This is a genomic window from Pseudomonas sp. SC3(2021) (assembly GCF_019856535.1).
Taxonomy (GTDB): domain Bacteria; phylum Pseudomonadota; class Gammaproteobacteria; order Pseudomonadales; family Pseudomonadaceae; genus Aquipseudomonas; species Aquipseudomonas monsensis.
The window spans coordinates 1365102-1391212 of the sequence record NZ_CP082236.1; the positions used below are offsets into that span (position 1 = coordinate 1365102).

Here is a 26111-nt window from a genome sequence, read left to right on the forward strand (position 1 = left end):
GAGTCAGGGCCGCAACACCGCCACACGCAACTGCTCGTTCAGGATCTGCTCATGCACACGCTGGCTGTTGCTCACCCACAGTGTATGGGCAGGGCTGATATCGCCGGTGAACGCTGCCGCCAGTTGCCGCAAGTCCGCGACGCTGCGCACCCTTGGACAAAACACTTGCTCGTCGCAATCGAGGCTGGCAGTGCGATAGGTACTCAGCAAGCGATCCCACAAGTTGTCGCGCACCCGTCTGATCGATTTGAGCTGCACCTGCGCCACACCCAGCCGCTGCTTGAGCCCTGACTCGTCCAGAGCCTCGCTGGCCAGCAACGCCTTGCCAAACATCAGCACTTCGGCACGCGAGGCTGTGTCGACATTCGCCTGACTGGTGAGAGCATCCGGCCAACCGGTTCGATCCAGCTGACTCGACACTGGAGAATTGCCCAACTCAGCGGCAATCACCAAGTGAAAACCACTGACCCACAGCCATACGATCGAGGCCACTCGTAGCCACTGCATACCTAATTCCCTTTAAGCGCGTATCGGACGTTTGGAAATGTCCTACAGATTCTGGCGCGCACCTTACAGCGCTTTTTGGCGAAGTGCCTGAGAAAACCGTAGGAAAATTCTCGCCTAAGGGTTTTGCCTTGAGAACCCCATGAAAATGCGTAGGGCAAATGCCCAAACCTCGGAAAAACCCCTACGAAACCTGTCCATTTTGGCCGTCTTGTTTCGCTCTAGGGCGCCCTTCTATAGTGGTCACAGAGGCTGAAGCTACCGATCGGCCGACCTGAGCGAGCCTGTTCAAATATCAGGCGAAGCAACGGTGAAAAGCCTGTCAACGCTTCATCCGGTTCCTGCAAAACACAACGCTATGTCGCCTTTCGCACCAGGGTTGCTCATACCTATAGTCGTGACGGTCGCTGCCAAATCAGCGGCTCGGGCCTGGTCACTCGAATGGAACGTGCATAAGCGTCCGCTGTATGTCGCCGGTATTCAATTGCCTGCAGTTTTTATGGCGGCTTTGTTTGGGACACCTTCATTTGAGGATCAAGAACATTGAAAACATGGAATCAATTCACGACCGATCGCTACCGTCCGCTCGAATCCAACCTCACCGACACCAAGCCTCTGGTCATCGACACAGCCGCCAATCCACAAGACATCCTCGAATGCGCCGTGCAGCGCCTGCGTGCTTCAAGCGACCTGCTACGCACCCTCTACTGCCTCAACTTCAAACAGGCCGATGTCGAAGACATCCCGCACATCACCCACGCTCTATATCTGCTGACGCAGGATGGCTGTGACCTGCTGCAGGTTGCGCAACAGCAAATGCTCAACTGGAAGGCTCCGGCCTGATAACAGGCATTAGTCAGGCTCCCCCCTGAAGCAGCAACTGATCTCGACGAGTTGTTCGAATCAAAGGGAAATTCGCCGCCAACGACCGCCCCTGTACAGAAGAGGCAGAATCGAAATAACACGAGGAATGGCTGCGGCCTCCGACTACAGCATCGTCCAAGCGATCAAAGACCGATGCGTAGAAGTGCTGCGAATAATCCAGGCCCGGCAGCAATAGGCCGTGAAAGCTGGGGGTACTGAGAATGCCCCGCCACTCAAGTGGCTTTATTCTGGCTGTTCAGCTCGAATTCTGCGGGAATAATGGCAGTCCACCTGTGAGCACTTTCCACTCGCCCACAAAAAAGCCGCCCCAAGAGGCGGCTTTCTCATCGCTGCAAACCGATCTTACAACTTAGGACCGGCAGCCTTGATCGCGTCGCTCACTTCGAACTTCTTGAAGTTCTCGATGAACAGACCGGCCAGTGCTTTGGCAGCCTCGTCGTACGCAGCCTTGTCAGCCCAGGTGTTGCGTGGGTTGAGCAGGTTGGTTTCAACGCCCGGTACGGCCAATGGCACGTCGAGGTTGATGGTGTCCAGGTGCTCGGTGGCTGCACCGATCAGCGCGCCGCTCTGGATCGCGGCGATCACTGCGCGAGTGGTCGGGATGTTGAAGCGTTTGCCGACGCCGTAGCCACCGCCGGTCCAGCCGGTGTTGACCAGGTAGACCTTGGAGCCGAAGCCGCGGATACGTTTGATCAGCAGCTCGGCGTATTCGCCAGCCGGACGCGGGAAGAACGGCGCGCCGAAGCAGGTGGAGAAGGTCGACTTGATGCCGCTGCCCGAACCCATTTCAGTCGAGCCCACCAGAGCGGTGTAGCCGGACAGGAAGTGGTAGGCCGCTTGTTCTTCGTTGAGGATCGACACTGGCGGCAGGACGCCGGTCAGGTCGCAGGTCAGGAAGATCACAGCGTTTGGCTCGCCGCCCAGGTTCTTCTCGGAACGCTTGGCAACGTGCTCCAGCGGGTAGGCCGCGCGGCTGTTCTGGGTCAGGCTGACATCGGCGTAGTCGGCGTGCTTGGCGTCGTCGATAACAACGTTTTCCAGCACAGCGCCGTGCTTGATAGCTTTCCAGATGACCGGCTCGTTCTTCTCGGACAGGTCGATGCACTTGGCATAGCAGCCGCCTTCGATGTTGAAGACAACGCCTTCACCCCAACCGTGTTCGTCGTCACCGATCAGGTAACGGCTTTCGTCGGCCGACAGGGTGGTTTTACCAGTGCCCGACAGACCGAAGAACAGGGTCACGTCGCCTTCTTCGCCGATGTTGGCAGCGCAGTGCATTGGCAGCACGTCAGCGGCCGGCAGCAGGAAGTTCTGCACGGAGAACATGGCTTTCTTCATCTCACCGGCGTAACGCATGCCGGCGATCAGCACTTTCTTCTGTGCGAAGTTGAGGATCACGCAACCGTCGGAGTTGGTGCCGTCACGCTCAGGCACGCACTCGAAGTTGGCCACGTTGAGCACTTGCCACTCTTCACGACCGGCCGGGTTGTACTGCGCCGGGTTGATGAACAGGCAACGACCGAACAGGTTCTGCCAGGCAGTCTGAGTGGTCATTTTCACGGCCAGGTAGTGATCTTCGGCCGCGCCTACATGCACGTGGGAAACGAAATGCTCTTGCGCGTTGTTGAATGCTTCTACGCGAGCCCACAGCGCGTCGAACTTGTCGGCCGGGAACTTGCGGTTGATCGGGCCCCAGGCGATAGCGGCCTGGGTGGAAGGCTCTTCAACGATGAAACGGTCAACCGGCGAACGACCGGTGCGGTGACCAGTGCGAACAACCAGAGCGCCGGTATCGGCAAGCTCGCCCTCACCGCGGTTCAGGGCTTCTTTAACCAGATCATCAACACTCAGATCGGTGTACACGGCGTTATTGGCTTGCGTCATGAGGTTCCCCGTCGGCCAGTGGCCGAGTGTGCTCCAAACGTTTTGTAGTAGAAAGTCGTGCACTACTACCGCGAAAAAAGTGGGCCGGATTATGCCAGAAAAGCCCAAAAAGAGTAGGGTCCTCCCGTCGTAACGGCGAAATTCCGTCGTTACGCAGTGAATTTACCTGCGCTGAACCGTTTTAGTGCCGGGTATCTGACGGCGTGTCGACGCCTGCGCCAGCGAACAATTGAGCGATATCGGCTGCGTCGAACAGGTACTGCTGATTGCAGAACTGGCAATCGATCTCGATATTGCCGCCGTTCTCTTGAACCAACTGCTGCGCATCCTCAAGACCCAGACTGACCAGCGCGTTGCCCGAACGCTCGCGTGAGCAGGTGCAACGGAAGCGCAGTTTCTGCACATCGAACAGGCGCACCTGCTCTTCATGGTAGAGGCGATGCAACACGGTTTCGTTGTCCAGGCTCAACAATTCATCGGCGGTCAGCGTGCTCGCCAGTGCGGTGATGTGCTGCCAGCTGGCGGCGCGCTCTTCTTCGTCTTTCAGACGGTCGGCCGGCAGCTGTTGCAGCAGCATCCCGCGCGCACGACGGCCGTCGGCGAACAGCTTGAAGCGCGTGCCGACCTGTTGCGACATGACGAAATAATTGGTGAAGCACTCAGACAAGTTGTCGCCGTCAAGGTCGACGATGCCTTGGTAACGCTGGCCGATCGTCGGGTCGACGGTCAGGGTCAGGTCGCCGCCCGGCATCAGGTCGGCAAGGGTGGCGTCCGGCGCGATCTGCTCGGCGTTGTAACGCGCCAAGCCACGGATCTCGCGCTCGCTGGAGCATTCGATCATCAGTAGCGGAATCGGCCCTTCGGAACGCGCCTGCAGAATCAGCAAGCCGTCGAATTTCAGGGTGCCCACCAGCAACGAGGCGGCCGCCATCAATTCGCCAAGCAGCTGCGCCACCGGCTCCGGGTACGGGTGCTTGGCGAGGACTTCGGCGTAGCTGCGTTCCAGCGCAACCAGTTCGCCGCGCGTGTCGCTGTCATCGAAGATGAAGCGTTGGGTGTAATCGGTATCCGGTAGGTCGGTCATAGGTCTGGGTATCTGAATGTGATGACAAAATGGTTACAAAACGTGAAAATTTCGTTTCTTGGCACTTTTTTTGGTGCCGATGCTTAGCCATGGGAGGCATTTTATGAACAATCCGGGTTTGTTCCAATCAAGGTGGAACCTCGGCCGGCTGGTTCTGTGTAACGTGGTGCCATTGGCACTACTGGCTTTCTGGTTATGGCCTACGGGCCAGATGCTGTGTGTGATTTTCGACGAGTGGCTGTTCCGCTCGCTCAATGCACCGCTGGCCAGCAACCCGATATGGCTCCACATCTGGGCAATTGCAAGCCTGCGCCCGTTTGACATCGTCGTCGGGATCATTCTGCTGACGTTGTTGATCAAGGGTGACTGGGTATTCAAGGCGATTGACGTGCGTCGCGCGTTCTTTGGTTTTTTCTCGATCCTGCTGCTGATGGTGCTCATCCGCGCGCTGTTTTCCAAGTTTGCCGACCACATGGACTGGCAGCACAGCAGCCCGTCGATGGTGCTTGAAGGCGCAGTGCACATCAGCGACTACTTTCCGCATATGGAAAAAACCTGGGAGCTGAAGGACCGTTCGAGCCAGAGCTTTCCCGGTGACCATGCTTCGGTACTGTTGATCTGGGCCCTGTTCATGGGCGTGTTCAGTCGTACGGTTGGCCAGTTCCTGAGCATCTGGGGCCTGGCGCTGTTGTTCATGCTGCCACGCCTGGTGGCAGGCGCGCATTGGGGCCAGGACGATTACATCGGCGGTTTACTGCTGGCGGTGTGGGCATTGGGCTGGGGTTATTACACGCCGTTTGCCTGGCACGCGTCGAATTTCTGGCTGAAGGTGACAGCGCCGATCTTCGCGCTGCTGGGCAAGTTGCCGATGGTTTCGCGGATGAGTGTGGTCTCTTCAGCAAACTGACAGTTTTGCGCACTGCCTTGGGCGAGGGAGGAAGCTTGCTCCCTCGCCACAATCATGCGTCGTTACTGTTCCCACGAAATTTAAACAGGTCTCGCCGCTGCTTCTTGCTCGGCTTGCCGTCGGTGCTCACACCCAGAGAACCGGCCTTGCGCATCGCCGCCGCGGCTTCGCGCTTGGCACTACTCGCCTCGGTCTCTGCGTACAGCGTCTGCGCTTCCGGCGCGCCACGACGCACGATCGACAACGCTTCGACCCGAACCGTGCGCACTTCGAACCCGGTGCGGATCTCGAACTCATCGCCGATTCGCGGCTCCTTGCCCGGTTTGCACCGCTCGCCCCGACAATGCACCTTGCCACTCTCGATCGCCGCTTTGGCCAAGGCACGGGTTTTGTAAAACCGCGCGGCCCACAACCATTTATCGAGACGGACCTTGTCGTCCTCTTCCTGTTTTTGCGCCATATGAATTCCTCGTTCAGCCAGTAGTCGGAACTGTACTACCGATTCTGTCGGGCGCAAGAACCCAGCCCTCCAGATAAACTGAGATCCTGGCCGGTTGACCGGCATGGAGTGATCAAGTGACCAGACTCCCGTCTTCGTTGACCTCGCCCAAAGCGGGTTGCCAGGGTTGCCGGCACAGCGAGCCGCTGGGCTTCGATTTTGCCTTCGCCTATCAGCCCATCGTGGACCTGCGCGAACAGGCGGTCTTCGCCCACGAGGCGCTGGTCCGAGGGACGGCCGGTGAAGGCGCGTTGACGGTGTTAGATCAAGTTACAGAAGACAACCGTTACCGTTTCGATCAGCTCTGCCGGACCCGCGCCATCGAAGGTGCGGCCAGTCTTAATATGCAGACACACTTGTCGATCAACTTCATGCCCAACGCCGTCTATCGTCCAGAGTCATGCATACGCAGCACGCTGGAAGCGGCAAAGAAACACAATTTCCCGATCGACCGGCTGATTTTCGAAACCCTGGAAAGCGAGCACGTAGATAACTATCGCCATTTGACCAATATTCTGCGTGAATACCGCGAATTCGGCTTCAAGACGGCCATCGACGATTTCGGTGCCGGTTTTTCGGGGCTGAATCTGCTGGCTGATTTTCAACCGGATCTGATCAAGCTCGACATGGCGCTGATTCGCGATGTCGATCAAGACCGTGTCCGTCAGGCTATCGTTCGGGGGATTGTCACAATCTGTGCGGAGTTGGACGTTACAGTCATTGCCGAAGGCATAGAGCGCGCCGGCGAACGGGACTTCCTGGCGGATTGCGGAATATTTCTGATGCAGGGGTTCTGGTTCGCCAAGCCTGCATTCAAAGCGTTGGCCCAGGTATCACCTGAGGCGTGGACGCGTTAATTGTTGGTTTTTTCCATTGAAGACATTTGACCATTTGACCGTTGTCGGTCTGCGCGAGTGGGTGGCGCTCCCGGATCTGGGAGTTGCGGGCCTGCGCGCAAAAATCGACACCGGTGCCAGCACCTCCAGCCTGCACGCCACCGACATCGAACCGTTCGAACGCGACGGCGAGAAGTGGGTGCGCTTCACCGCGCACCTCGGCACGGTGGTGCAGTTGCGTCACCGGCGTTGCGAAGCACCGCTGGTCACGCGCAAAACCATTAAAAGCTCCAATGGCCATGCCCAGGTGCGCTACGTGATCAGCACCACCCTGGCCTTGGGCGATCGGGTCTGGCCGGTCGAGTTCACCCTCGCCTGCCGCAAGTCCATGCGCTATCGCCTGTTGCTCGGTTCCAAAGCCCTGATCGATGGCCAGCTGGTGGTCAATCCGGGCATCAAATATGTACAAGACAAGCCGGTGTTCCCGGTATCTACCTCCTCCACAGGTGTTGCATGAAGATCGCTGTGCTGTCGCGGAACCCGCGTCTGTATTCCACCCGCCGTCTGGTCGAAGCCGGAACCGAGCGCGGGCATGAAATGGTCGTGATCGACACCTTGCGCGCCTATATGAACATCGCCAGTCACAAGCCGCAGATCCACTATCGCGGCAAACCGCTGGAAGGCTTCGATGCGGTGATTCCGCGGATCGGGGCGTCGGTGACTTTTTATGGTTGTGCGGTGTTGCGCCAGTTCGAAATGATGGGCGTGTTCCCGCTGAACGAGTCGGTGGCCATCGCCCGTTCGCGGGACAAACTGCGCTCGCTGCAACTGCTGTCACGGCGAGGCATCGGCTTGCCGGTGACCGGGTTTGCTCACTCGCCGGATGACATTCCCGACCTGATCGACATGGTCAACGGCGCGCCACTGGTGATCAAGGTGCTGGAAGGCACCCAAGGCATCGGCGTGGTGCTGTGCGAAACCGCGACGGCGGCGGAGTCGGTGATCGAAGCATTCATGGGCCTGAAGCAGAACATCATGGTCCAGGAATACATCAAGGAAGCCGGCGGTGCGGACATCCGCTGCTTCGTGGTCGGCGACAAGGTGATCGCGGCCATGAAGCGTCAGGCCAAGCCGGGGGAGTTCCGCTCCAACCTGCATCGCGGCGGCAGCGCCAGCCTGATCAAGATCACTCCGGAAGAACGCATGACCGCCTTGCGTGCAGCCAAGGTCATGGGCCTGGCGGTGGCGGGTGTGGATATTCTGCGTTCCAATCACGGGCCGCTGGTGATGGAGGTGAACTCGTCGCCGGGGCTGGAAGGGATCGAGACCACCACGGGCAAGAACGTGGCGGGGATCATCATCGAGCACCTTGAGAAGAACGGCGGGCCGAACATGACCCGCACCAAAGGCAAGGGCTGAAAAGCAGCTTCGAGCGGCGAGTTTCAAGCGACAAGTAAAAAAACACTTTTGCTTGCCGCTTGAAACTCGCCGCTGCTCCTATACCGCATCCCGAGGAAGCATCAACCCCAACGGCAAGCGTACTCGCGCTTCCAGTCCTCCCCCGGAGCGATTGCGCAGCTCGACATTGCCGCCATGCATCGAAGCAATCCGCTTCACAATCGCCAGGCCCAGCCCGGTGCCTTTGCCGCCACGGGCGCGGTCGCCACGGGTGAACGGGTTAAAGATGGCTTCAAGCTCCGCAGGGTCGATGCCCGCGCCACGATCCATCACGCTCAGGACCACGTACGGCGCGCTGGTGTCGCCGGACACATACGCCGCCACCTCAACACTGCCGCCCGCATGGTTCAAGGCGTTGCCGATCAGGTTGTTCAGCAGGCGCTTCATCGAAACCCGCCGCAACGGGAATGGCTGGATCGGCTCCAGACGCAAACGCACCTTCTCTTCATTCTGGTTGTAAGGTGCTGCCACCTCACGCACCAGATCGCTGAGATCCACCTCCTCCACTGACTCATCGCGGCCATCACGAATGAACGCAAGGAACTGGTCGAGAATCGCGTCCATGTCTTCGATGTCGCGCACCATGTCGTCGGTCAGGTCGTTATGATCCCCCATCAACTCCAGCGACAGGCGCAGGCGCGTCAGCGGCGTGCGCAAGTCGTGAGAGACACCGGCCAGCATCAGTTCACGCTCACGTCCCGCCTGTTCGACGTCTTCGGCCATCTGGTTGAAGGCGCGATACACCTCAGTCATTTCACTCGGCGTGTCGCTGATCGGCAGACGTACGCTGCGACCCTGGCCCAGTTGCCGGGCGGCGTACACCAGGCGTTTCAACGGCTGGTTGAGCTGGCTGACGAAAATCCACGCCGAGGCGGTCGACAACAAACCGATGGCAAGGAACCAGCCGAGCACGTTCCAGATTTTCTGACCACGCAGCGGGTGTGGATACAACGGCACTTTCAGCCAGCCATCACCGAGGCTCGGTGCACGCACCCACAGCGCTGGCGGCGAGTGCATGCGTAAACGCACTTCGGTGTCGGCACCGAGCTCAGCCTGCATCTGGCGCTGGTAGATCTCGCTGTACGGCCAGTGCTGTTCGCCTTCCGGCACACCGGCACCGACCACCCGGATCAAGGTCGCGGCATCGGCGATTTTTGCGCGGTTTTCCTCGTCAGCCGCCCAATAGGCGCGCAGCGTCAGGGCGACGCCGTGGCTGTATTGGCGATCCACCAGCACGTCCTCGTTCATCAGCAGATAAACCAGGGTCAGCGCCTTGGAAAACAGCACGACGATGAGCACCAGCCAAAGGGTGCGGGAGAAGAAACTTTGGGGGAACCAGACAGGGGTTTTCATCAATAACCGCTACACACTTGCAGGAGCGAGCAATGCTCGCATATTGCGGATTGCGAGTCTGCGGGAATGGCCGTTCGACCCGCCCCCGGCAGACCCGCTCCTACAAATCACCGATCACTTGGTGGCGGCACCATCCGGCACAAACACGTAACCCACGCCCCAGACAGTCTGGATGTAGCGAGGCTTGGACGGATCGGGTTCGATCATCCGGCGCAGGCGGGAGATCTGCACGTCGATGGAACGCTCCAGCGCATCCCACTCGCGGCCACGGGCCAGGTTCATCAGTTTGTCGCGGGTCAGTGGCTGACGTGCGTTCATCACCAGCGCCTTGAGTACCGCAAACTCACCGGTGGTGAGCATGTGCACTTCATCGCCGCGTTTCAGTTCGCGGGTAGCCAGCGACAACACGTAATCACCGAAGGTGACATTTTCATCTTCGCTGCCCGGTGCGCCCGGGACCGGTGCGGCCTGGCGGCGCAACACCGCTTTGACGCGCGCCATCAGCTCGTCCGGGTTGAACGGCTTGGCCAGGTAATCGTCGGCGCCCAGTTCCAGGCCCTTGATACGGCTCATTTCATCGCCCTTGGCGGTGAGCATGATGATCGGAATCTGGTTGTTCGCGGCCCGCAGACGGCGGCACGCGGTCAGGCCGTCTTCGCCCGGCAGCATCAGGTCGAGGACCACCAGATTGAAGACTTCACGCGACAGCAGACGATCCATCTGCTCGGTGTTCGGTACGGTACGGGCGCGGTAGCCCTTGCTGACGAAAAAACGTTCCAGCAGGCTGCTCAGACCCGGATCGTCGTCAACAATAAGAATTTTTTCGCCTTCAGCATTATTTACAGTGCTGCTCATTGGATGCTCCTTTTAGCTCGGCGCGCATTATGGCGTAGCTGCCGTTATACGCACCGTGTGCATTGTTAGCAGATTTTTCCTTCACTGCCAGAAAACCGGGGTTTATGCCTACAGACTGCTACACCCCCGAATGACAGAACGCTGGTTATAATGCGCGGCGTTTTGTGCCAGGCAACGTCTGAATCGTTACCGCAGGTGGCCGCGATTTTTTCCGGACCGGCGCAGTAATTGTTCGATTTCACGGGTCAATGGGGAGCCTTTTGACCCAGGCAGCGGCAATTTTCTAGCCGCTCAACCAGACTCCGGGCCTTTATTTCCGTGCCTGCGAGCCTGCTTTCACACTATGTCAGGTGGTTTTATGGACAGCATCAACAGCCGCATCGCCGAGGAACTCGGCGTACGCCCGCAACAGGTCGAAGCGGCCGTCGCGCTACTCGATGAAGGCTCTACCGTTCCCTTCATCGCCCGTTACCGGAAAGAAGTCACCGGCAGCCTCGATGACACCCAGCTGCGTCATCTGGAAGAGCGTCTGCGCTACCTGCGAGAACTCGACGAACGGCGCATCAGCATCCTCGCCAGCATCGAGGAGCAAGGCAAACTCACCCCGGCCCTCGAACGCGATATCAAACTCGCCGACACCAAGACCCGCCTCGAAGACTTGTACCTGCCGTACAAGCAAAAGCGCCGCACCAAGGGCCAGATCGCCCTGGAAGCCGGCCTCGGCGAGCTGGCCGACGGCCTGTTCAACGACCCGAATCTGTCCCCGGAAGCCGAAGCCGCACGTTTTGTCGATGCCGAAAAAGGCGTGGCCGATGTGAAGGCAGCGCTCGAAGGCGCCAAGTACATCCTGATGGAGCGCTTCGCCGAAGACGCCAGCCTGCTGGAAAAACTGCGCAACTACCTCAAGCAGGAAGCGACCATCAGCGCTCGCGTGATTGCCGGCAAGGAAGAGGAAGGCGCCAAGTTCCGCGACTACTTCGAGCACGACGAACCGCTGAAAAGCATGCCGTCGCACCGTGCACTGGCGATTTTCCGTGGCCGCAACGAAGGCATTCTCAGCTCCGCGCTGAAAGTCGGCGACGAACTGCCGGGCACCATGCACCCGTGCGAGGGCATGATCGGCCAGCAATTCGGTATCCAGAACCAGAACCGCCCGGCCGACAAATGGCTCGGTGAAGTGGTGCGCTGGACCTGGAAGGTCAAGCTCTACACCCACCTGGAAACCGACCTGCTCGGCGAGCTGCGCGACGGTGCCGAAACCGAGGCGATCAACGTCTTCGCCCACAACCTGCACGACCTGCTGCTGGCCGCGCCGGCCGGTCCGCGCGCCACGCTGGGCCTCGACCCGGGCCTGCGTACCGGTTGCAAGGTCGCCGTGGTCGACTCCACCGGCAAGCTGCTCGATCACGCCACGGTTTACCCGCACGTGCCGCACAACAAGTGGGATCAGACCATCGCCATTCTGGCCGCGCTGTGCGCCAAGCACTCGGTTGACCTGATCGCCATCGGCAACGGCACCGCCAGCCGCGAAACCGACAAGCTGGCCATCGAGCTGATCAAAAAATATCCAGCCATGAAGATGACCAAGGTCATGGTCTCCGAGGCCGGCGCATCGGTGTACTCGGCGTCGGAACTGGCGGCCAAGGAATTCCCGGATCTCGACGTGTCGATCCGTGGTGCAGTATCCATCGCCCGCCGTCTCCAGGATCCACTGGCAGAGCTGGTGAAGATCGACCCGAAATCCATCGGTGTCGGCCAATACCAGCACGACGTCTCGCAGCTGAAACTGGCGCGCGGGCTGGATGCGGTGGTCGAGGACTGCGTGAACGCCGTTGGTGTCGACGTGAACACCGCCTCGGTGGCACTGTTGGCGCGGATCTCCGGCCTCAACGCGACCCTGGCGCAGAACATCGTTGCCCACCGTGACGAACACGGCGCATTCAAAACCCGCGCGGCACTGAAGAAAGTCGCACGTCTGGGCGAAAAAACCTTCGAACAGGCGGCCGGCTTCCTGCGCGTGATGAACGGTGACAACCCGCTGGATTCCTCGGCGGTTCACCCGGAAGCCTATCCGCTGGTGCAACGCATTGCCGCTGAAACCGACCGCGACATTCGCTCGCTGATTGGCGATGCCGCGTTCCTCAAGCGTCTGGATCCGAAGAAATTCACCGACGAAACCTTCGGTCTGCCAACCGTCACCGACATCCTGCAAGAACTGGAAAAACCGGGTCGCGACCCGCGTCCGGAATTCAAGACTGCCGAGTTCCAGGAAGGCGTCGAAGACCTGAAAGACCTGCAACTGGGGATGATCCTCGAGGGCGTCGTGACCAACGTGACCGCGTTCGGCGCATTCGTCGACATCGGCGTGCATCAGGACGGTCTGGTGCACATCTCGGCTCTGTCGGAGAAATTCATCAAGGACCCACGCGAAGCGGTGAAGGCCGGTGACGTGGTGAAAGTGAAGGTCATGGAAGTCGACATCCCGCGCAAACGCGTCGGCCTGTCGATGCGCATGAGCGACACCCCGGGCGAGAAGATCGACGGTGCCCGTGGTTCGCGTCCGGGCTCGGCGCCGCGCCAGTCTTCGGGCAACGCGCCACGCAAGGAATCCGCTCCTGCCGCGCCGGTGAACAATGCGATGGCCTCGCTGTTCGCCAACGCCAAGCAGTTGAAGAAACGCTGATGGAGATTCCGGCCGGGCTCGTCGAGAGCGCGTTTTTCAAGCTGTTGGGCTGCCGCCTGCACAGCCTGGAAACCGGGGTGGCGCAAGTCGCCCTGGTGCTGGAACCGGAACTGCGCAACCGTGGCGGCAAGTTGCACGGTGGCGCGCTGTTCAGTCTGGTCGACATTGCCATGGGGCTGGCCTGTTCCAGCACCCACGGCTTCGATCAGCAGAGCGCGACCATCGAGTGCAAGATCAACTACATCCGCGCCGTATCCGACGGCGAGGTGCTGTGCACGGCCCGGGTGATCCACCCGGGTCGCCGCACATTGGTGGTCGAAGCCGACGTGATGCAGGGCGACAAACTGGTCGCAAAAGCGCAAGGCACGTTCGCTGTCCTGTAGCTACTGGTCATCAATTTGAGTTAATTTCGGCGCTGTGTCTGCGGCGTCGAACTTTTCCGCACGCGCAATAGCCAGATTCAAGGAGTGAAGTTGGCGATCGGCACGGGCCTTTACGGCTCAAAAACCAGGCGAAAACGCCAGTTTCAACTTCACCCTTGTAGACCGTCCTGCCCACCCCCATATTGGGGCGACTGACGCGTGAAGGAATCCAAATTGAGCGAACTTCTCAACCGCCGCCTGGCTCTGCTCGGCGAGCGCGCCAACCTCTCTCTGCTCGAACAGTGCCTTCACGGTATCGAACGTGAATGCCTGCGCGTGACCAGCGAAGGTCGACTGGCGCAAACGCCGCACCCGGAAGCCTTGGGTTCCGCGCTGACCAATGAACAGATCACCACCGACTACTCCGAGTCGCTGCTGGAATTCATCACGCCCGCCCTGCCCGACCCGGCAGACACCCTGGCGAGCCTGGACAAGATTCATCGCTTTGCCTACAGCAAGCTCGGCAACGAGTACCTGTGGAGTCCGTCGATGCCGTGCCCGTTGCCGGCCGAGGAAGACATCCCGATCGCCTATTACGGCACCTCCAACATCGGGCAGCTCAAGTACGTTTATCGCAAGGGCCTGGCCCTGCGCTACGGCAAGACCATGCAGTGCATTGCCGGGATCCACTACAACTTTTCCCTGCCGGAAAAGCTCTGGCCGCTACTGCGCGAAGCCGAAGGTTTCGTCGGCACCGACCGCGATTTCCAGTCATCGTCCTACATCGCGCTGATCCGCAACTTCCGTCGCTACAGCTGGCTGCTGATGTACCTGTTCGGTGCCTCGCCGGCGCTGGATGCAGGTTTCCTGCGCGGTCGTTCGCACCAGTTGGAACAACTGGACCCGGACACCCTGTACCTGCCGTACGCCACCAGCCTGCGCATGAGCGACCTCGGTTACCAGAGCAACGCCCAGGCCGGCCTGACGCCGTGCTACAACGATCTGTCGAGCTACACCGACAGCCTGCGCAAGGCCGTGGCCACGCCGTACCCGCCGTACGTTGAAGTCGGCACGCACAAGGATGGCGAGTGGGTGCAGCTCAACACCAACATCCTGCAGATCGAAAACGAGTACTACTCCAACATCCGCCCGAAACGCGTGACCTACACCGGCGAACGGCCGATCCAGGCGCTGATGGCGCGTGGCATCCAGTACGTCGAAGTGCGTTGCCTGGACATCAACCCGTTCCTGCCGATGGGCATCGACGTCACCGAGTCGCGCTTCCTCGACGCGTTCCTGCTGTACTGCGCGCTGAACGACAGCCCGTTGCTGACCAACACCTCGTGCGGCAATGCCACTTCGAACTTCCTCAGCGTGGTCAAGGAAGGTCGCCGACCGGGCCTGCAATTGCAGCGCGACGGACAGCCGGTCGAGCTGAAGACCTGGGCCGCCGAGTTGCTGGAACAGATCGCGCCGCTGGCCGCCCTGCTCGATCAGAGCCACGGCGGCGATGCGCACAGCAAGGCACTGGATGCGCAACTGGCCAAGGTCAGCGACCCGTCCCTGACCCCGTCGGCGCAAGTGCTGGCGGCGATGGCCGAGCACAAGGAAAGCTTCGCGCAGTTCTCCCTGCGTCAGAGCCAGGCCCATGCCGAGTTCTTCCGCAGCGAGCCGTTGGCGGCGGAAGATCAAGCGAAGTTTGAGGAGCTGGCGCGTTCGTCGCTGGCGGCGCAGGCTGAGCTGGAGCAGAACGAGGTTGGGGATTTCGACGTGTTCGTCGGTTCGTATCAGGCGAGCATTCTGGCGATCAGCAATTAAAAGCCCCTCACCCTAGCCCTCTCCCAGAGGGAGAGGGGACTGACCGGGTTGTTGATGCGAAATACGCCGACCTACGATACCGAGTCGAACTCAGGTCTTGAACATCCCCCAATCTGCTCCCTTTCCCCTCGCCCCTCTGGGGGAGAGGGGACTGACCGGGTTGTTGATGCGAAATGCGCCGACCTACGATACCGAGCCGAACTCAGGTCTTGAACATCCCCCAATCTGCTCCCTTTCCCCTCGCCCGTCTGGGGGAGAGGGGACTGACCGGGTTGTTGATGCGAAGTGCGCCGACCTACGATACCGAGCCGAACTCAGGTCTTGAACATCCCCCAATCTGCTCCCTTTCCCCTCGCCCCCTTGGGGGAGAGGGCTGGGGTGAGGGGGCAAAGATCTAATGTCGAACGAATAACTCCGAAACGCCCACAAACTCCCCCGCTCTTAGATTTTTCCGCTCATAAGCTCATTCTAAAAAGTTATTTATTTTTAGATTCTTAGATCATTTAGTCTCCTTTCACGCCGAACCTCGGTAGCCTGATATGGAGCACTCCCCATGAAACTGAATTTCCCGCTGCGCCTGCTGGCCGTGGCCTCTCTGGCTGCCGCGAGCTTTCTGGCGCAGGCTGCCGACCTCACCGTCGCCTACCAGACCACCGTTGACCCGGCAAAAGTTGCCCAGGCCGACGGTGCTTACGAGAAGGCCACCAAGGCCGACATCAGCTGGCGCAAGTTCGACAACGGCGCCGACATCATCGCCGCCATCGCCTCCGGTGACGTGCAGATCGGTTACCTCGGTTCCAGCCCGCTGACTGCAGCGATCACCCGCAAGGTCCCGGTGGAAACCTTCCTCATCGCCACCCAGATCGGCGCCGCCGAAGCGCTGGTCGCCCGCGACGGTTCCGGCATCAAGAGCCCGCAGGATCTGGTCGGCAAGAAAATCGCCGTGCCGTTCGTGTCCACCGGTCACTACAGCCTGCTCGCGGCGCTCAAGCACTGGAACATCGACCCGTCGAAAGTCACCGTACTCAACCTCGCGCCACCAGCGATCATTGCTGCGTGGAAACGCGGTGACATTGACGCCACTTACGTTTGGGACCCGGCACTCGGCGTCGCCAAGGAAAACGGCAAGGTGCTGATCACCTCCGGCGAACTGGCCAAGTTTGGCGCGCCGACCTTCGATGCGTGGATCGTGCGCAAAGACTTCGCCGAGAAGCACCCGGAAATCGTCAGCGCATTCGCCAAGGTCACCCTCGACGCCTACGCCGACTACCGCAAGGATCCGCAAGCCTGGCTCGCCAACCAGAGCAATGTCGACAAACTGGTGAAGCTCTCCGGCGCCAAGGCCAGCGACATTCCGCTGCTGCTGCAAGGCAACGTCTACCCGCTGGCGGCGGATCAGGTGATCACCCTCGGCGCGCCGACCACCAAGGCCATCACCGACACCGCCGCGTTCCTCAAGGAGCAAGGCAAGGTTGAAGCCGTGCTGCCGGACTACGCGCCGTACGTCAGCGCCAAATACATCACCAACTGATCGGGAGTTAACTGCAATGGCCTTGCTACAGCTGGAGCGCATCAGCGCACAGTATCCCGGCAGCCCGGACCCGGTGCTGGCGGACATTTCCCTGACCCTCGGGCCTCAGCAGTTGCTGGTCGCCCTCGGCCCGTCCGGCAGTGGCAAGACTTCGCTGTTGAACCTGATTGCCGGTTTCGTCGAGCCCAGCGCCGGGCGCATCACCCTCGACGGCGTGCCGGTCAAAGGCCCGAGCGCCGAACGCGGCGTGGTGTTCCAGGACGACGCCCTGCTGCCCTGGCAGGACGTGTTGGCCAACGTCGCTTTTGGTCTGGAACTGGCCGGTGTCGCCAGGGACAAACGCGAAAAGATTGCCCGTGAAATGCTGACGCTGGTCGATCTCACAGGGTTTGATAGCCGCCGTATCTGGCAACTCTCCGGCGGACAGAAACAGCGCGTCGGCCTGGCCCGCGCCCTCGCTGCTGACCCGCGTGTGTTGCTGATGGACGAACCCTTCGGTGCCCTCGACGCCTTCACCCGCGAACAGATGCAGGAGCTGTTGCTGCAAGTCTGGCAGCGCACCGCCAAACCGGTATTCCTGATTACCCACGACATCGAAGAAGCGGTGTTCCTCGCCACTGACCTGATTCTGCTCGCGCCGAATCCGGGGCAGATCGTCGAACGTCTGCACCTGGATTTCGGCCAGCGTTACGCCGCTGGTGAGTCCGCCCGAGCGATCAAGTCCGACCCGCGTTTTATCGAAACCCGCGAGCACGTGCTGAGCAAAGTGTTCTCGCAACGCAGCGCCGTTCAGCGGCAGGAGCGCGCATGAGCAGTTACGACGTTTCCGCTGCGGCGGTGAAACCCCCTTCGGTGGCGATTCCCGTGCGGCGCAGCCTCAGCACGCGCTGGATCAGCCTGCTGACCTTGTTCGCCTTGCTGGTGCTCTGGTGGGCGGTGACCGCCAGCGGTTTGATCGAACCGCTGTTCCTCCCACCACCGTCCGCCGTGCTGCAAAAAGGCTGGCTGCTGGCGACCACCGGCTACATGGATTCAACCCTGTGGCAGCACTTGGGCGCGAGCCTGAGCCGCATTGGCCTGGGCCTCGGTTTTGCGATTCTGACCGCAGTGCCGGTGGGCATTGCCATCGGCGCCAACCGTATCGCCCGTGGCGTGCTCGATCCGCTGATCGAGTTCTACCGACCGATTCCGCCACTGGCTTATCTGCCGCTGATCGTGATCTGGTGCGGCATTGGCGAGTTGTCGAAAGTGCTGCTGATCTACCTGGCGATTTTCGCCCCGATTGCCATCGCGACTGCGACCGGCGTGCGCACTGTAGACCCGGCGAAACTGCGTGCCGCACAGTCGCTCGGCGCCACTCGCGCACAACTGATTCGCCACGTGATTTTGCCCAGCGCCCTGCCGGACATTCTTACCGGTGTGCGCATCGGTCTGGGCGTCGGCTGGTCGACACTGGTCGCCGCCGAATTGATCGCCGCCACCAGTGGTTTGGGCTTCATGGTGCAGTCTGCTGCGCAATTCCTGGTCACCGATGTGGTGGTGCTGGGGATTCTGGTGATTGCCCTGATCGCGTTCGCCATGGAAATGAGCCTGCGCGCCCTGCAACGCCAACTGGTGCCGTGGCACGGCCAGGCGCACTGAAGTCGCCCTTTTAAATCCTTGCAGGAGTGAGCCTGCTCGCGAATGCGGAGTGTCAGGCTATGGCTGTTGTGTATGACAAACCGCTATCGCGAGCAGGCTGGCTCCTACAAAAAGCTCTATCCCCCGAATTCGAAGAGTAAGACCATGAGCAGCCTGACCATCACTCCCTTAAGCTCGGCCCTCGGCGCACAGATCAGCGGCGTCGATGTCAGCCAGCCGTTGAACCTGGAACAGCGCGACGCCATCGAGCAGGCGCTGCTCCAGTATCAAGTGCTGTTCTTCCGCAACCAGCCGATCGAGCCGCCGCAGCAGGCACGCTTCGCCGCGTACTTCGGTGATCTGCACATTCATCCGATCTACCCGAACGTGCCGGAACAGCCGGAAGTGCTGATCCTCGACACCGCCGTCACCGACGTGCGCGACAACGCGATCTGGCACACCGACGTAACCTTCCTGCCGACCCCGGCGATGGGCGCGGTACTCAGCGCCAAGCTGTTGCCGGCGTTTGGCGGCGACACCTTGTGGGCCAGCGGAATTGCCGCGTACGAAGCACTCTCGGCGCCGATGAAAAGCCTGCTAGAAGGGCTGACCGCCACTCACGACTTCACCCGTTCGTTTCCGCTGGAGCGCTACGGCAACACGCCGCAAGCGCTGGCGCAGTGGGAAGAGGCACGCCGCAAGAACCCGCCGCTGTCGCACCCGGTGATCCGCACCCATCCGGTGAGTGGACGCCGTTCGTTGTTCGTCAACGAAGGCTTCACCTCGAAGATCAACGAGCTGTCGGAAACCGAGAGCGAGGCGATTCTGAAGTTCCTGTTCGCCCACGCGACGCGGCCGGAGTTCACCATTCGCTGGCGCTGGCAGAAGGACGACATTGCGTTCTGGGACAACCGCGTGACGCAGCATTACGCGGTAGACGATTACCGCCCGGCGCGGCGGGTGATGCAGCGGGCGACGGTGTTGGGGGATGTGCCGTTTTTTCGCTGAACACTACAGAGGCAACCATCCATCAGTTTGGCTGTATAAAAAAACAGTCATTGCTTCCATAACGAAGAAAAATGGCGTAAAAATCCGCTTACCGATTAGTGAGTGGTAAAACGCATGGTCACAAAAGAAGAAATTCAAAGTTTCATTCGTGCACAAGTGGACAAAGAATTTTTTGATGAGCTTGGGGTTTTGATTCCTCAAACCTTTCAAAAAGCGTTAAAAGAGGTCGAAGATCTCTTAATCCATACTCCTCATGAAGACCTGCGAGGTCACTTGCGCCATTCACTGGTTCAAGAGGCCTTGGCAGGAATGAAACGTTGGAGCCCACTGATAAAATCGACCGATCCCAAGGGGCACAACTATGTCCTGCTTGAGATGGGGAGTCTGCGGATCACCTCAGTCGTGTTGCCTTGGCAGAAAGAAATTCGTACAGCAAAACACCGAACTGAACTGAAAACGCTCAACGAGTCTTTGGCTTCCCCCCAGATGGATTGGATTGACGGCCTCACTCAAACTGTCAACGAACAGTTGATTCATGCGCTTGTCGTAGTCCATGCCCCCCCGCCGCGCTCACAGGATCAATCAGAGCCTTTGGCAATCACAATGGCAGTGCCATATTTCAGTGGCAGAGGCTTCCATATGGATTGCACACTCGAAGACCTTCTTCAGAGCTACTCTGATAATCCGGCCACTGATCAAAAACGAGTTGAACTGGTGACATTGCGAGATAAGATGCGCCGCGCAGAAAAAACTGAAGACCAAATTGATGATGAGCAGAAGTCCGAGAGGTGAAGCATGAGAACTGGAGTCGCAGGCTTCCAATCAGCGCGTCTCAAGCAGTTACGGCTCACGTTTGGTATTACCCAGACCGCTTTGGCTGAAATGGTTGGGCGCGCCTCTGGAAACATCTCTAAATGGGAGAACGGGGTTCAGGTTCCTGAAGCCGATGCTTTCCAACGACTATGTGAGGTATTCGGCGTCAGTGAGAATTGGCTGCTTGAAGAACAAATCGTAACGAGCGAGCGTACACCGTTCTTTTTTCGTTCTCAGGTAAGCGCCACGGCAAACGCCAGGGAAATAGCGGAAGTACGCTTGGAATGGCTTCAAGACGTTTCCTACAAGCTGCAAGAAAGCCTGGAGTTCGTGGCAGTAAATGTTCCTCATCTGGAAGAAAGTAACTGCTTACTGATTTCGGACGAAGAAATCGAGAGAATGGCCAGCGAATGCCGCCAAGCCTGGGGACTTGGGACTGCCCCCATCCCCAATGTCATTCAGACCCTCGAAAACGCAGGTATCGTCTGCACTCGGACCACACTGGGCCATTTGAAAATGGACGGTGTTTCAAATTGGTACGAGTTGGATCAGCGGCCTTACGTCCTCCTTGTAGCTGACAAGGCGAACGGCATACGAAACCGATTCGATGCTGCACATGAATTGGGGCATATCGTTCTACATCGTCATGTATCGAAGGAGCAGTACGAATCGAACTACGATCTGCTTGAGTCGCAGGCTCATCGATTCGCCAGCGCATTCCTGATGCCAGCAGAGAGCTTCCTGAGAGAAATTCGATGGCCTACCTTGGATACTTTGCTAGCGCTGAAACCACGCTGGAAAGTCTCTGTAGGAGCGATGGTTCGTAGATGCCAGGATCTGGAAATAATCAACGAAACCACTACTACGAGACTGTGGAAGGCCAGGTCTGCAAGAGGATGGGTCAAAGGTGAGCCGATGGACGCTGACTTCGACTTTGAAAGGCCTCAGTTGATTGCACGAGGCGTAAAAATGCTCGTGGAAAATAAAGTCCTTTCTCGATCTCAACTCAGACAGTTGCTCGGACTACCGCTACCTACACTGGAAAGCCTATGCAGTTTGGACAAGGGGTACTTCACCCTGCCAGATCAGTCACAGGTGATCGACATGCAACTGAGAAAACGAACCGCAAGAGATTCCTTTTTCAGCGAGGCCGCAGAAGTACTCGGGTTCCCGAGCAAAAAGTAAAACTACAAAAAATTACGGAGAAGCCTCGTCCAGTGAGGTTTCTCCGTAACGACGCGTCAAGTCTTCGAAACCACCTATTCTGCCGTCGAAGGCTTCTCCCAAAGATTGATCCCGCCCTCCTGGGCAAACCGGTCAATCTCCGCCAGCTCTTCAGCACTGAAGCTCAGGTTCTTCAACGCCCCGACGTTCTCGATGATCTGCTCTGGCCGGCTCGCGCCGATCAGTGCCGAGGTCACCCGCGGATCACGCAGGGTCCACGCCAGCGCCAGTTGCGCCAGGCTCTGACCGCGACGCTTGGCAATCTCGTTCAGTGCGCGCACGTGCGCGATGTTCGCCTCGGACAAGTGCGAGGCCTGCAGCGAACCACCACCCGGCCGATTGACCCGCGCATCTTCCGGCACGCCGTTGAGGTACTTGTCGGTCAGCAGACCTTGGGCCAGCGGGGTGAAAGCGATCACGCCGGTACCCAGTTCGTCGGTGGTGTCGAGCAGATCCTTTTCGACCCAGCGATTAAGCAGGTTGTACGCCGGCTGATGAATCAGCAGCGGTACTTTCCACTCTTTGAGCAGCGCGGCGATCTCGCGGGTTTTCACCCCCGAGTACGACGAGATGCCGATGTACAACGCCTTGCCCTGCTGCACGGCAGTGGCGAGGGCGCTGGCGGTTTCTTCCAGCGGGGTGTCCGGGTCGAAACGGTGCGAATAGAAGATATCCACATAATCCAGGCCCAGGCGCTGCAGGCTCTGATCGAGGCTGGCCAGCACGTATTTGCGCGAACCGCCGCCCTGACCATATGGCCCTGGCCACATGTCCCAACCGGCCTTGCTGGAGATGATCAGCTCGTCGCGGTACTGCTTGAAATCTTCACGCAGCAGGCGCCCGAAATTGATCTCGGCGCTACCGTACGGCGGGCCGTAGTTGTTGGCGAGGTCGAAGTGGTTGATCCCCAGGTCGAACGCGGTGCGCAGCAAGGCGCGCTGGGTGTCGATCGGCGTGCTGTCGCCAAAGTTGTGCCACAGGCCCAGCGACAACGCCGGCAGCACCAGACCGCTGCGGCCGACGCGGCGGTAAGGGATGGAGTCATAGCGGTTTTCGGCAGCGGTGTAAGTCATCGAATCCTCTCTTGTCTGTCTTGAATGGGTGTCGACTTCTTCGCGAGCAAGCTCGCTCCCACAGGTAAATGCATTCCAGATGTGGGAGCGAGCTTGCTCGCGAAGGGTGCTACACAAATCTATTGCCGGGTCGGGCAAGGCCCAGGTTCTGGCGCAAGGTCCGGCCCTCATACTCGGTTCTGAACAGGCCACGCCGCTGCAGTTCCGGAACCACGCCATGGGCAAAGTCTTCCAGCCCGCCCGGCAGGTGCGGCACCAGCACATTGAAGCCATCCGCCGCGCCCTGCTCGAACCATTCCTGCAAGCGGTCGGCAATCTGCGCCGGCGTGCCCACCAGGCTGTAATGCCCGCGCCCGCCAGCAATTTTGCGACCGAGTTCGGCGAGGCTCAGGTTCTCCCGACCTGCCAGTTCAGTGAGCAATTTCTGCCGGCTCTGCTGACCGCTTTCCGTCAGTGGCAATTCCGGCAGCGGACCGTCCAACGGGTACTTCGACAAATCGAAGTTGCCCAGCATACGCCCAAGCAAGGCGACGCCAACCTCCGGTTCGACCAATTGCTGAAACGTTTCACATTTTTCCTGCGCCTCGGCTTCCGTTTGCCCGACGACGACAAAGACCCCCGGCATGATTTTCAGCGAATCGGCACTGCGCCCGTACTTCGCCAAGCGGCCTTTGAGGTCGGCGTAAAACGCCTGCGCGCCGGCCAGCGAGGTCTGCGCGGTGAACACCACCTCAGCGGTCTGTGCCGCCAGTTCACGCCCGGTCTCGGAAGAGCCGGCCTGCACGATCACCGGTTGCCCCTGTGGCGAGCGCGCCACGTTCAGCGGGCCTTTGACCCGAAAGTGCTCGCCGACGTGCTCCAGCACATGCAGCTTCGCAGGGTCGTAATACTCACCGCTGGCCTTGTCGCGGTGAAAGGCGTCGTCCTCCCAACTGTCCCAAAGCCCGGTGACCACTTGATGAAATTCCCGCGCGCGGCTGTAGCGCTCGGCGTGGCCGATGTGTGCGTCACGCCCGAAGTTCAGCGCTTCGGCGGCGTTGTCCGAGGTCACCAGATTCCACCCCGCACGTCCGCCGGACAGGTGATCGAGCGAAGCGAATTTACGCGCCACGTGGTACGGCTCGTTGTAGCTGGTGGTCGCTGTGGCGATCAGGCCGATGTGTTCGGTCACCGCACTGAGGGCCGAGAGCAGTGTCAGCGGTTCAAAGTGATCGGAGCGGGCCATGCGACTGGCGATGTTTTGAGTCGGCGCGGCAACGCTGTCGGCAACGAACAACGTGTCGAATCTGGCCGCCTCGGCAATCTGCGCCAGACGCTTGTAGTGAGCGAAATCCAGACCGGCATTGGCCGGCACCTGCGGGTGACGCCACGCGGCGACGTGGTGCCCGGTGGCCATGAGAAACGCGCCGAGTTTCAACTGTCTGCTCATCTCAGAAATCCTTGCGCAGTTGCACGCCGAAGTAGCGCTCGTCATCCCTTGGCACAGCGCGATAGATGTAGCTGCCGCCGCTGGCCAGCAGCGGTGAGTAGGACTTGTCGGCGAGGTTCTTGCCCAGCAGCGCCACGCGCCAGCCATTGCTGTAATCGGCCAGCGCCACGCTGGCGTTCCAGAGGCCGTAGGCGCCCTGTTTGGTGTCGGCGTTCTGGCTGATGTCGTACTGCACCTCGCTCTGCCAGCTGTAGTCGGTGCCGAGTTCGATATCCAGACCGTTTTCCAGTGGAATGGTGTAATCGGCGCGCACGTAACTTTTCCAGTCGGGGCTGAATGGCAGCGGCTTGCCATTGACGTTGCAAGTTGCTGCCGCACCGGCCGGGCAGCTGAACTGGTCGATGCGCGCGCGGGTGTACGCCAGTGCCCCGGAGAACTTCAGTTGCTGGGTTGCCTGTAAGGCGTAATCGAGTTCGACGCCTTCGGTGCTGACGCTGCCGGCATTGATCAGACGCGTCACCACTTGCCCGGCAACGGTGTCGAAAAAGTTCGCCTGGTAGTTGTCGTAGTCGCTGTGGAACACGGCGAGGTTGGTGGTCAGGCGGTTGTTCCAGCTCGTGGCTTTGATACCCGCCTCCCAGGTGTTCGAGGTTTCCGGTTTCAGTGCCTCGGTGTCACGCGGCTGCATGTTGAAGAACACGTTGTACGCCGGGCCTTTGTAGCCGCGCGAGTAGGTCAGGTAGGTGGTGACGGCATCGCTGAGGTCGTACTGCACGCCAAGCCGACCGGACCAGCCGTCCTCATCCACCGAACCTGAACTGCGGGTGGCCGGTTGAATGCCGCTGACCGTGGTCGCCGAGGTGGAGACGCGGCGGTGAGCGTATTCCAGCTCATCGTGGGTGTAGCGCAGGCCGGCGATGCCACGGAAGTCGGAAGTGAAGTTCAGCGTGGTTTCGCCGAACGCGGCGTAGCTGTCGCTGGTGGTGCTGTAGTCGGCAACGCCTCGGTCGGTGCGCGTGGTGGTGGTCAGTGTGCGCTGATAGGTCTCGTCATCCTTGCCATGCATGTAGAACAGGCCGCCGACGTATTCGAGGAATTCGCCCTTCGGCGAGGCCAGGCGCAACTCCTGCGAGTACTGATCGAAGGCCAGGTCGCCCTTGTCGGCGGTGCCGGGAAACGCTGCGGTGATCGTGCTCAGCCGATCGCCGTCCTGATACTGGGTGTTGTCCCAGCCGCGCCACGCGGTGATCGACGTCAGGGTGTAATCGCCCAGTTGCCAGTCGAGCTGGCCGGACAGGCCTTTGTTGGTGTCCTCGACGTGGCTGCGGGTGTCGGTGTTGATGTCACGGTTATGATTGCTGGCCTCGACCGGGCGCAGTGCATTGGCGAACGCCGGGGTCAGCGACTTGCTGACCACGCCGTTGGGGCCGTCGTCGTGGGCCTGCATGTAGTCGGCGATCAGGGTGAAGGTGACGTCATCGTTCGGGGTGAATTCGAGTTTGCCGCGCACCCCGCGATGGTTGTACCCATTGACCTCCTGCCCGTTGTGCTGGTTGTCGACGTTGCCGTCGTAAGTCCCGAACAAGGTGCTGATCGAGCCTTTGAGCGTGTCCGGAATCAGGCTGCCGCCAATGCCGAAACGGGTGCGGCTTTCGTTGCCGCTGTAGTAGGACTGGTCGATGTAGCCGTGAGTCTCGCTGGTCGGCGCCTTGCTGGTGATGTTGAGCACGCCGGCCGAGGCATTCTTGCCGAACAGCGTGCCCTGCGGGCCGCGTAGCACTTCGACGCGTTCCAGATCCAGCAGATCAAGGGTCGATTGACCAGGACGCGCATAGACCACGCCGTCGATCACCGTGGCCACCGTTGGCTCGACGCCGGGCGAGGTGGAAATCGTGCCCACCCCGCGCACGAACAGCGAGGTGTCCTTGTTCGACGCGCCGGTGCGGAAATTCAGCGACGGCACTTGCTGGACGATGCTCGCCACACCGTTGCGGTTATCGCGCTCCAGCTGTTCGCCGTCGATCACCGAGACCGCTACCGGGACCTTTTGCAGCGATTCTTCGCGGCGAGTGGCGGTGACCGTCACCGACTTGAGGGTTGGCTCTTGATCGCTGTCTGCAGCCAGCGCATCGGCCAGCGGCAACGCCGCCAACCCGGTGAAAATCCAGCCTGCAGCGCGAACATATTGCGCCAGTGTGTGTGTCGCCCCAGGAATGTTGTGCATGGTTGCCCGCTCGAAATTAGCCCTGAACCGCTGCCGTTCTGCGACGACAGCGCCTGAATCG

The 26111-nt window shown here is 60.0% G+C and carries 23 protein-coding genes; 14 read left to right on the forward strand and 9 right to left on the reverse strand.

Annotated features, from left to right (window positions below):
* Positions 1–3: 3 nt before the first annotated feature.
* The gene (locus K5Y35_RS06010; protein WP_123470561.1) at positions 4–507 is read right to left on the reverse strand and encodes a polysaccharide deacetylase; all 504 of its coding nucleotides are present in this window, start codon (positions 505–507) and stop codon (positions 4–6) included.
* Between the two features lie 540 nt (positions 508–1047).
* On the opposite strand from K5Y35_RS06010, the gene K5Y35_RS06015 reads away from it, so the two are divergent.
* Entirely contained in the window at positions 1048–1347 is a 300-nt protein-coding gene (locus K5Y35_RS06015) for a hypothetical protein (RefSeq protein WP_186748676.1), read from the forward strand.
* Between the two features lie 384 nt (positions 1348–1731).
* Here K5Y35_RS06015 and K5Y35_RS06020 read toward each other — a convergent pair whose 3' ends face one another.
* Together K5Y35_RS06020 and hslO are read right to left on the reverse strand one after the other, a co-directional pair.
* The gene (locus tag K5Y35_RS06020; protein ID WP_025110978.1) at positions 1732–3273 is read right to left on the reverse strand and encodes a phosphoenolpyruvate carboxykinase; all 1542 of its coding nucleotides are present in this window, start codon (positions 3271–3273) and stop codon (positions 1732–1734) included.
* Positions 3274–3454: 181 nt separating this feature from the next.
* Complete coding sequence (gene hslO, locus K5Y35_RS06025) at positions 3455–4357, reverse strand: Hsp33 family molecular chaperone HslO (RefSeq protein WP_123470558.1); 903 nt, start codon at positions 4355–4357, stop codon at positions 3455–3457.
* 103 nt (positions 4358–4460) lie between these two features.
* Here hslO and K5Y35_RS06030 point away from each other — a divergent pair, with 103 nt between their 5' ends.
* Positions 4461–5264, forward strand: a complete 804-nt coding sequence (locus K5Y35_RS06030) for a phosphatase PAP2 family protein (RefSeq protein ID WP_222833881.1) — start codon at positions 4461–4463, stop codon at positions 5262–5264.
* A gap of 52 nt (positions 5265–5316) precedes the next feature.
* On the opposite strand, the gene K5Y35_RS06035 is transcribed toward K5Y35_RS06030, so the two are convergent.
* Positions 5317–5724: an RNA-binding S4 domain-containing protein gene (locus tag K5Y35_RS06035; protein WP_123470555.1), complete on the reverse strand. Its 408-nt coding sequence runs from the start codon at positions 5722–5724 to the stop codon at positions 5317–5319.
* A gap of 116 nt (positions 5725–5840) precedes the next feature.
* On the opposite strand from K5Y35_RS06035, the gene K5Y35_RS06040 reads away from it, so the two are divergent.
* The 3 genes from K5Y35_RS06040 to rimK all read left to right on the forward strand — a co-directional run bounded on the left by K5Y35_RS06040 (position 5841) and on the right by rimK (position 8018).
* Positions 5841–6620: an EAL domain-containing protein gene (locus K5Y35_RS06040; protein WP_128614928.1), complete on the forward strand. Its 780-nt coding sequence runs from the start codon at positions 5841–5843 to the stop codon at positions 6618–6620.
* Between the two features lie 76 nt (positions 6621–6696).
* Positions 6697–7116, forward strand: a complete 420-nt coding sequence (locus K5Y35_RS06045) for an ATP-dependent zinc protease (RefSeq protein WP_231982547.1) — start codon at positions 6697–6699, stop codon at positions 7114–7116.
* The gene (rimK, locus tag K5Y35_RS06050; protein WP_007949201.1) at positions 7113–8018 is read left to right on the forward strand and encodes a 30S ribosomal protein S6--L-glutamate ligase; all 906 of its coding nucleotides are present in this window, start codon (positions 7113–7115) and stop codon (positions 8016–8018) included. The genes K5Y35_RS06045 and rimK overlap by 4 nt, the downstream gene beginning before the upstream one ends.
* Positions 8019–8096: 78 nt before the next feature.
* Here rimK and K5Y35_RS06055 read toward each other — a convergent pair whose 3' ends face one another.
* Both K5Y35_RS06055 and ompR read right to left on the reverse strand, forming a co-directional pair.
* Complete coding sequence (locus K5Y35_RS06055) at positions 8097–9410, reverse strand: ATP-binding protein (RefSeq protein ID WP_123470551.1); 1314 nt, start codon at positions 9408–9410, stop codon at positions 8097–8099.
* Positions 9411–9524: 114 nt separating this feature from the next.
* A complete protein-coding gene (gene ompR / locus K5Y35_RS06060; RefSeq protein WP_123470549.1) occupies positions 9525–10265 on the reverse strand; it encodes a two-component system response regulator OmpR in 741 nt (246 codons plus the stop codon).
* A 358-nt stretch (positions 10266–10623) separates the two neighbouring features.
* Here ompR and K5Y35_RS06065 point away from each other — a divergent pair, with 358 nt between their 5' ends.
* From K5Y35_RS06065 to K5Y35_RS06105, 9 genes are all read left to right on the forward strand, one after another.
* Positions 10624–12948, forward strand: a complete 2325-nt coding sequence (locus K5Y35_RS06065; protein ID WP_123470548.1) for a Tex family protein — start codon at positions 10624–10626, stop codon at positions 12946–12948.
* The gene (locus K5Y35_RS06070) at positions 12948–13331 is read left to right on the forward strand and encodes a PaaI family thioesterase (protein ID WP_007917925.1); all 384 of its coding nucleotides are present in this window, start codon (positions 12948–12950) and stop codon (positions 13329–13331) included. The genes K5Y35_RS06065 and K5Y35_RS06070 overlap by 1 nt, the downstream gene beginning before the upstream one ends.
* A 213-nt stretch (positions 13332–13544) precedes the next feature.
* The gene (gshA, locus tag K5Y35_RS06075; RefSeq protein ID WP_186748679.1) at positions 13545–15128 is read left to right on the forward strand and encodes a glutamate--cysteine ligase; all 1584 of its coding nucleotides are present in this window, start codon (positions 13545–13547) and stop codon (positions 15126–15128) included.
* A 553-nt stretch (positions 15129–15681) separates the two neighbouring features.
* On the forward strand, positions 15682–16659 hold the full coding sequence (gene tauA, locus K5Y35_RS06080; protein ID WP_123470544.1) for a taurine ABC transporter substrate-binding protein: 978 nt from the start codon (positions 15682–15684) through the stop codon (positions 16657–16659).
* Between the two features lie 16 nt (positions 16660–16675).
* Positions 16676–17470 (forward strand): taurine ABC transporter ATP-binding subunit, encoded by a 795-nt coding sequence (tauB, locus tag K5Y35_RS06085; RefSeq protein ID WP_123470543.1) that lies wholly within the window; start codon positions 16676–16678, stop codon positions 17468–17470.
* Positions 17467–18300: a taurine ABC transporter permease TauC gene (gene tauC, locus K5Y35_RS06090; protein ID WP_222833882.1), complete on the forward strand. Its 834-nt coding sequence runs from the start codon at positions 17467–17469 to the stop codon at positions 18298–18300. The genes tauB and tauC overlap by 4 nt, the downstream gene beginning before the upstream one ends.
* 144 nt (positions 18301–18444) lie before the next feature.
* Positions 18445–19287 carry a taurine dioxygenase gene (gene tauD / locus K5Y35_RS06095; protein WP_123470539.1) on the forward strand — a complete coding sequence of 281 codons (843 nt, stop codon included), beginning with the start codon at positions 18445–18447 and terminating at the stop codon, positions 19285–19287.
* Positions 19288–19401: 114 nt separating this feature from the next.
* Positions 19402–20079 carry a hypothetical protein gene (locus tag K5Y35_RS06100; protein WP_222833883.1) on the forward strand — a complete coding sequence of 226 codons (678 nt, stop codon included), beginning with the start codon at positions 19402–19404 and terminating at the stop codon, positions 20077–20079.
* A gap of 3 nt (positions 20080–20082) precedes the next feature.
* Positions 20083–21285 (forward strand): helix-turn-helix domain-containing protein, encoded by a 1203-nt coding sequence (locus tag K5Y35_RS06105; protein ID WP_222833884.1) that lies wholly within the window; start codon positions 20083–20085, stop codon positions 21283–21285.
* 74 nt (positions 21286–21359) lie between these two features.
* On the opposite strand, the gene mgrA is transcribed toward K5Y35_RS06105, so the two are convergent.
* The 3 genes from mgrA to K5Y35_RS06120 all read right to left on the reverse strand — a co-directional run bounded on the left by mgrA (position 21360) and on the right by K5Y35_RS06120 (position 26050).
* On the reverse strand, positions 21360–22397 hold the full coding sequence (gene mgrA, locus K5Y35_RS06110; RefSeq protein WP_222833885.1) for an L-glyceraldehyde 3-phosphate reductase: 1038 nt from the start codon (positions 22395–22397) through the stop codon (positions 21360–21362).
* A 109-nt stretch (positions 22398–22506) separates the two neighbouring features.
* The gene (locus K5Y35_RS06115) at positions 22507–23826 is read right to left on the reverse strand and encodes an LLM class flavin-dependent oxidoreductase (RefSeq protein WP_123470538.1); all 1320 of its coding nucleotides are present in this window, start codon (positions 23824–23826) and stop codon (positions 22507–22509) included.
* Position 23827: 1 nt separating this feature from the next.
* Positions 23828–26050 carry a TonB-dependent receptor gene (locus K5Y35_RS06120; protein ID WP_222833886.1) on the reverse strand — a complete coding sequence of 741 codons (2223 nt, stop codon included), beginning with the start codon at positions 26048–26050 and terminating at the stop codon, positions 23828–23830.
* Between the last annotated feature and the right edge of the window lie 61 nt (positions 26051–26111).

What these genes read in the sequence shown, in the direction of transcription:
- K5Y35_RS06010 (WP_123470561.1), bottom strand. Translation starts at nt 507, where the DNA reads ATGCAGTGGCTACGAGTGGCCTCGATCGTATGGCTGTGGGTCAGTGGT.
- K5Y35_RS06020 (WP_025110978.1), bottom strand. Translation starts at nt 3,273, where the DNA reads ATGACGCAAGCCAATAACGCCGTGTACACCGATCTGAGTGTTGATGAT.
- hslO (WP_123470558.1), bottom strand. Translation starts at nt 4,357, where the DNA reads ATGACCGACCTACCGGATACCGATTACACCCAACGCTTCATCTTCGAT.
- K5Y35_RS06030 (WP_222833881.1), top strand. Translation starts at nt 4,461, where the DNA reads ATGAACAATCCGGGTTTGTTCCAATCAAGGTGGAACCTCGGCCGGCTG.
- K5Y35_RS06035 (WP_123470555.1), bottom strand. Translation starts at nt 5,724, where the DNA reads ATGGCGCAAAAACAGGAAGAGGACGACAAGGTCCGTCTCGATAAATGG.
- rimK (WP_007949201.1), top strand. Translation starts at nt 7,113, where the DNA reads ATGAAGATCGCTGTGCTGTCGCGGAACCCGCGTCTGTATTCCACCCGC.
- K5Y35_RS06055 (WP_123470551.1), bottom strand. Translation starts at nt 9,410, where the DNA reads ATGAAAACCCCTGTCTGGTTCCCCCAAAGTTTCTTCTCCCGCACCCTT.
- ompR (WP_123470549.1), bottom strand. Translation starts at nt 10,265, where the DNA reads ATGAGCAGCACTGTAAATAATGCTGAAGGCGAAAAAATTCTTATTGTT.
- K5Y35_RS06065 (WP_123470548.1), top strand. Translation starts at nt 10,624, where the DNA reads ATGGACAGCATCAACAGCCGCATCGCCGAGGAACTCGGCGTACGCCCG.
- K5Y35_RS06070 (WP_007917925.1), top strand. Translation starts at nt 12,948, where the DNA reads ATGGAGATTCCGGCCGGGCTCGTCGAGAGCGCGTTTTTCAAGCTGTTG.
- tauA (WP_123470544.1), top strand. Translation starts at nt 15,682, where the DNA reads ATGAAACTGAATTTCCCGCTGCGCCTGCTGGCCGTGGCCTCTCTGGCT.
- tauB (WP_123470543.1), top strand. Translation starts at nt 16,676, where the DNA reads ATGGCCTTGCTACAGCTGGAGCGCATCAGCGCACAGTATCCCGGCAGC.
- tauC (WP_222833882.1), top strand. Translation starts at nt 17,467, where the DNA reads ATGAGCAGTTACGACGTTTCCGCTGCGGCGGTGAAACCCCCTTCGGTG.
- tauD (WP_123470539.1), top strand. Translation starts at nt 18,445, where the DNA reads ATGAGCAGCCTGACCATCACTCCCTTAAGCTCGGCCCTCGGCGCACAG.
- K5Y35_RS06100 (WP_222833883.1), top strand. Translation starts at nt 19,402, where the DNA reads ATGGTCACAAAAGAAGAAATTCAAAGTTTCATTCGTGCACAAGTGGAC.
- K5Y35_RS06105 (WP_222833884.1), top strand. Translation starts at nt 20,083, where the DNA reads ATGAGAACTGGAGTCGCAGGCTTCCAATCAGCGCGTCTCAAGCAGTTA.
- mgrA (WP_222833885.1), bottom strand. Translation starts at nt 22,397, where the DNA reads ATGACTTACACCGCTGCCGAAAACCGCTATGACTCCATCCCTTACCGC.
- K5Y35_RS06115 (WP_123470538.1), bottom strand. Translation starts at nt 23,826, where the DNA reads ATGAGCAGACAGTTGAAACTCGGCGCGTTTCTCATGGCCACCGGGCAC.
- K5Y35_RS06120 (WP_222833886.1), bottom strand. Translation starts at nt 26,050, where the DNA reads ATGCACAACATTCCTGGGGCGACACACACACTGGCGCAATATGTTCGC.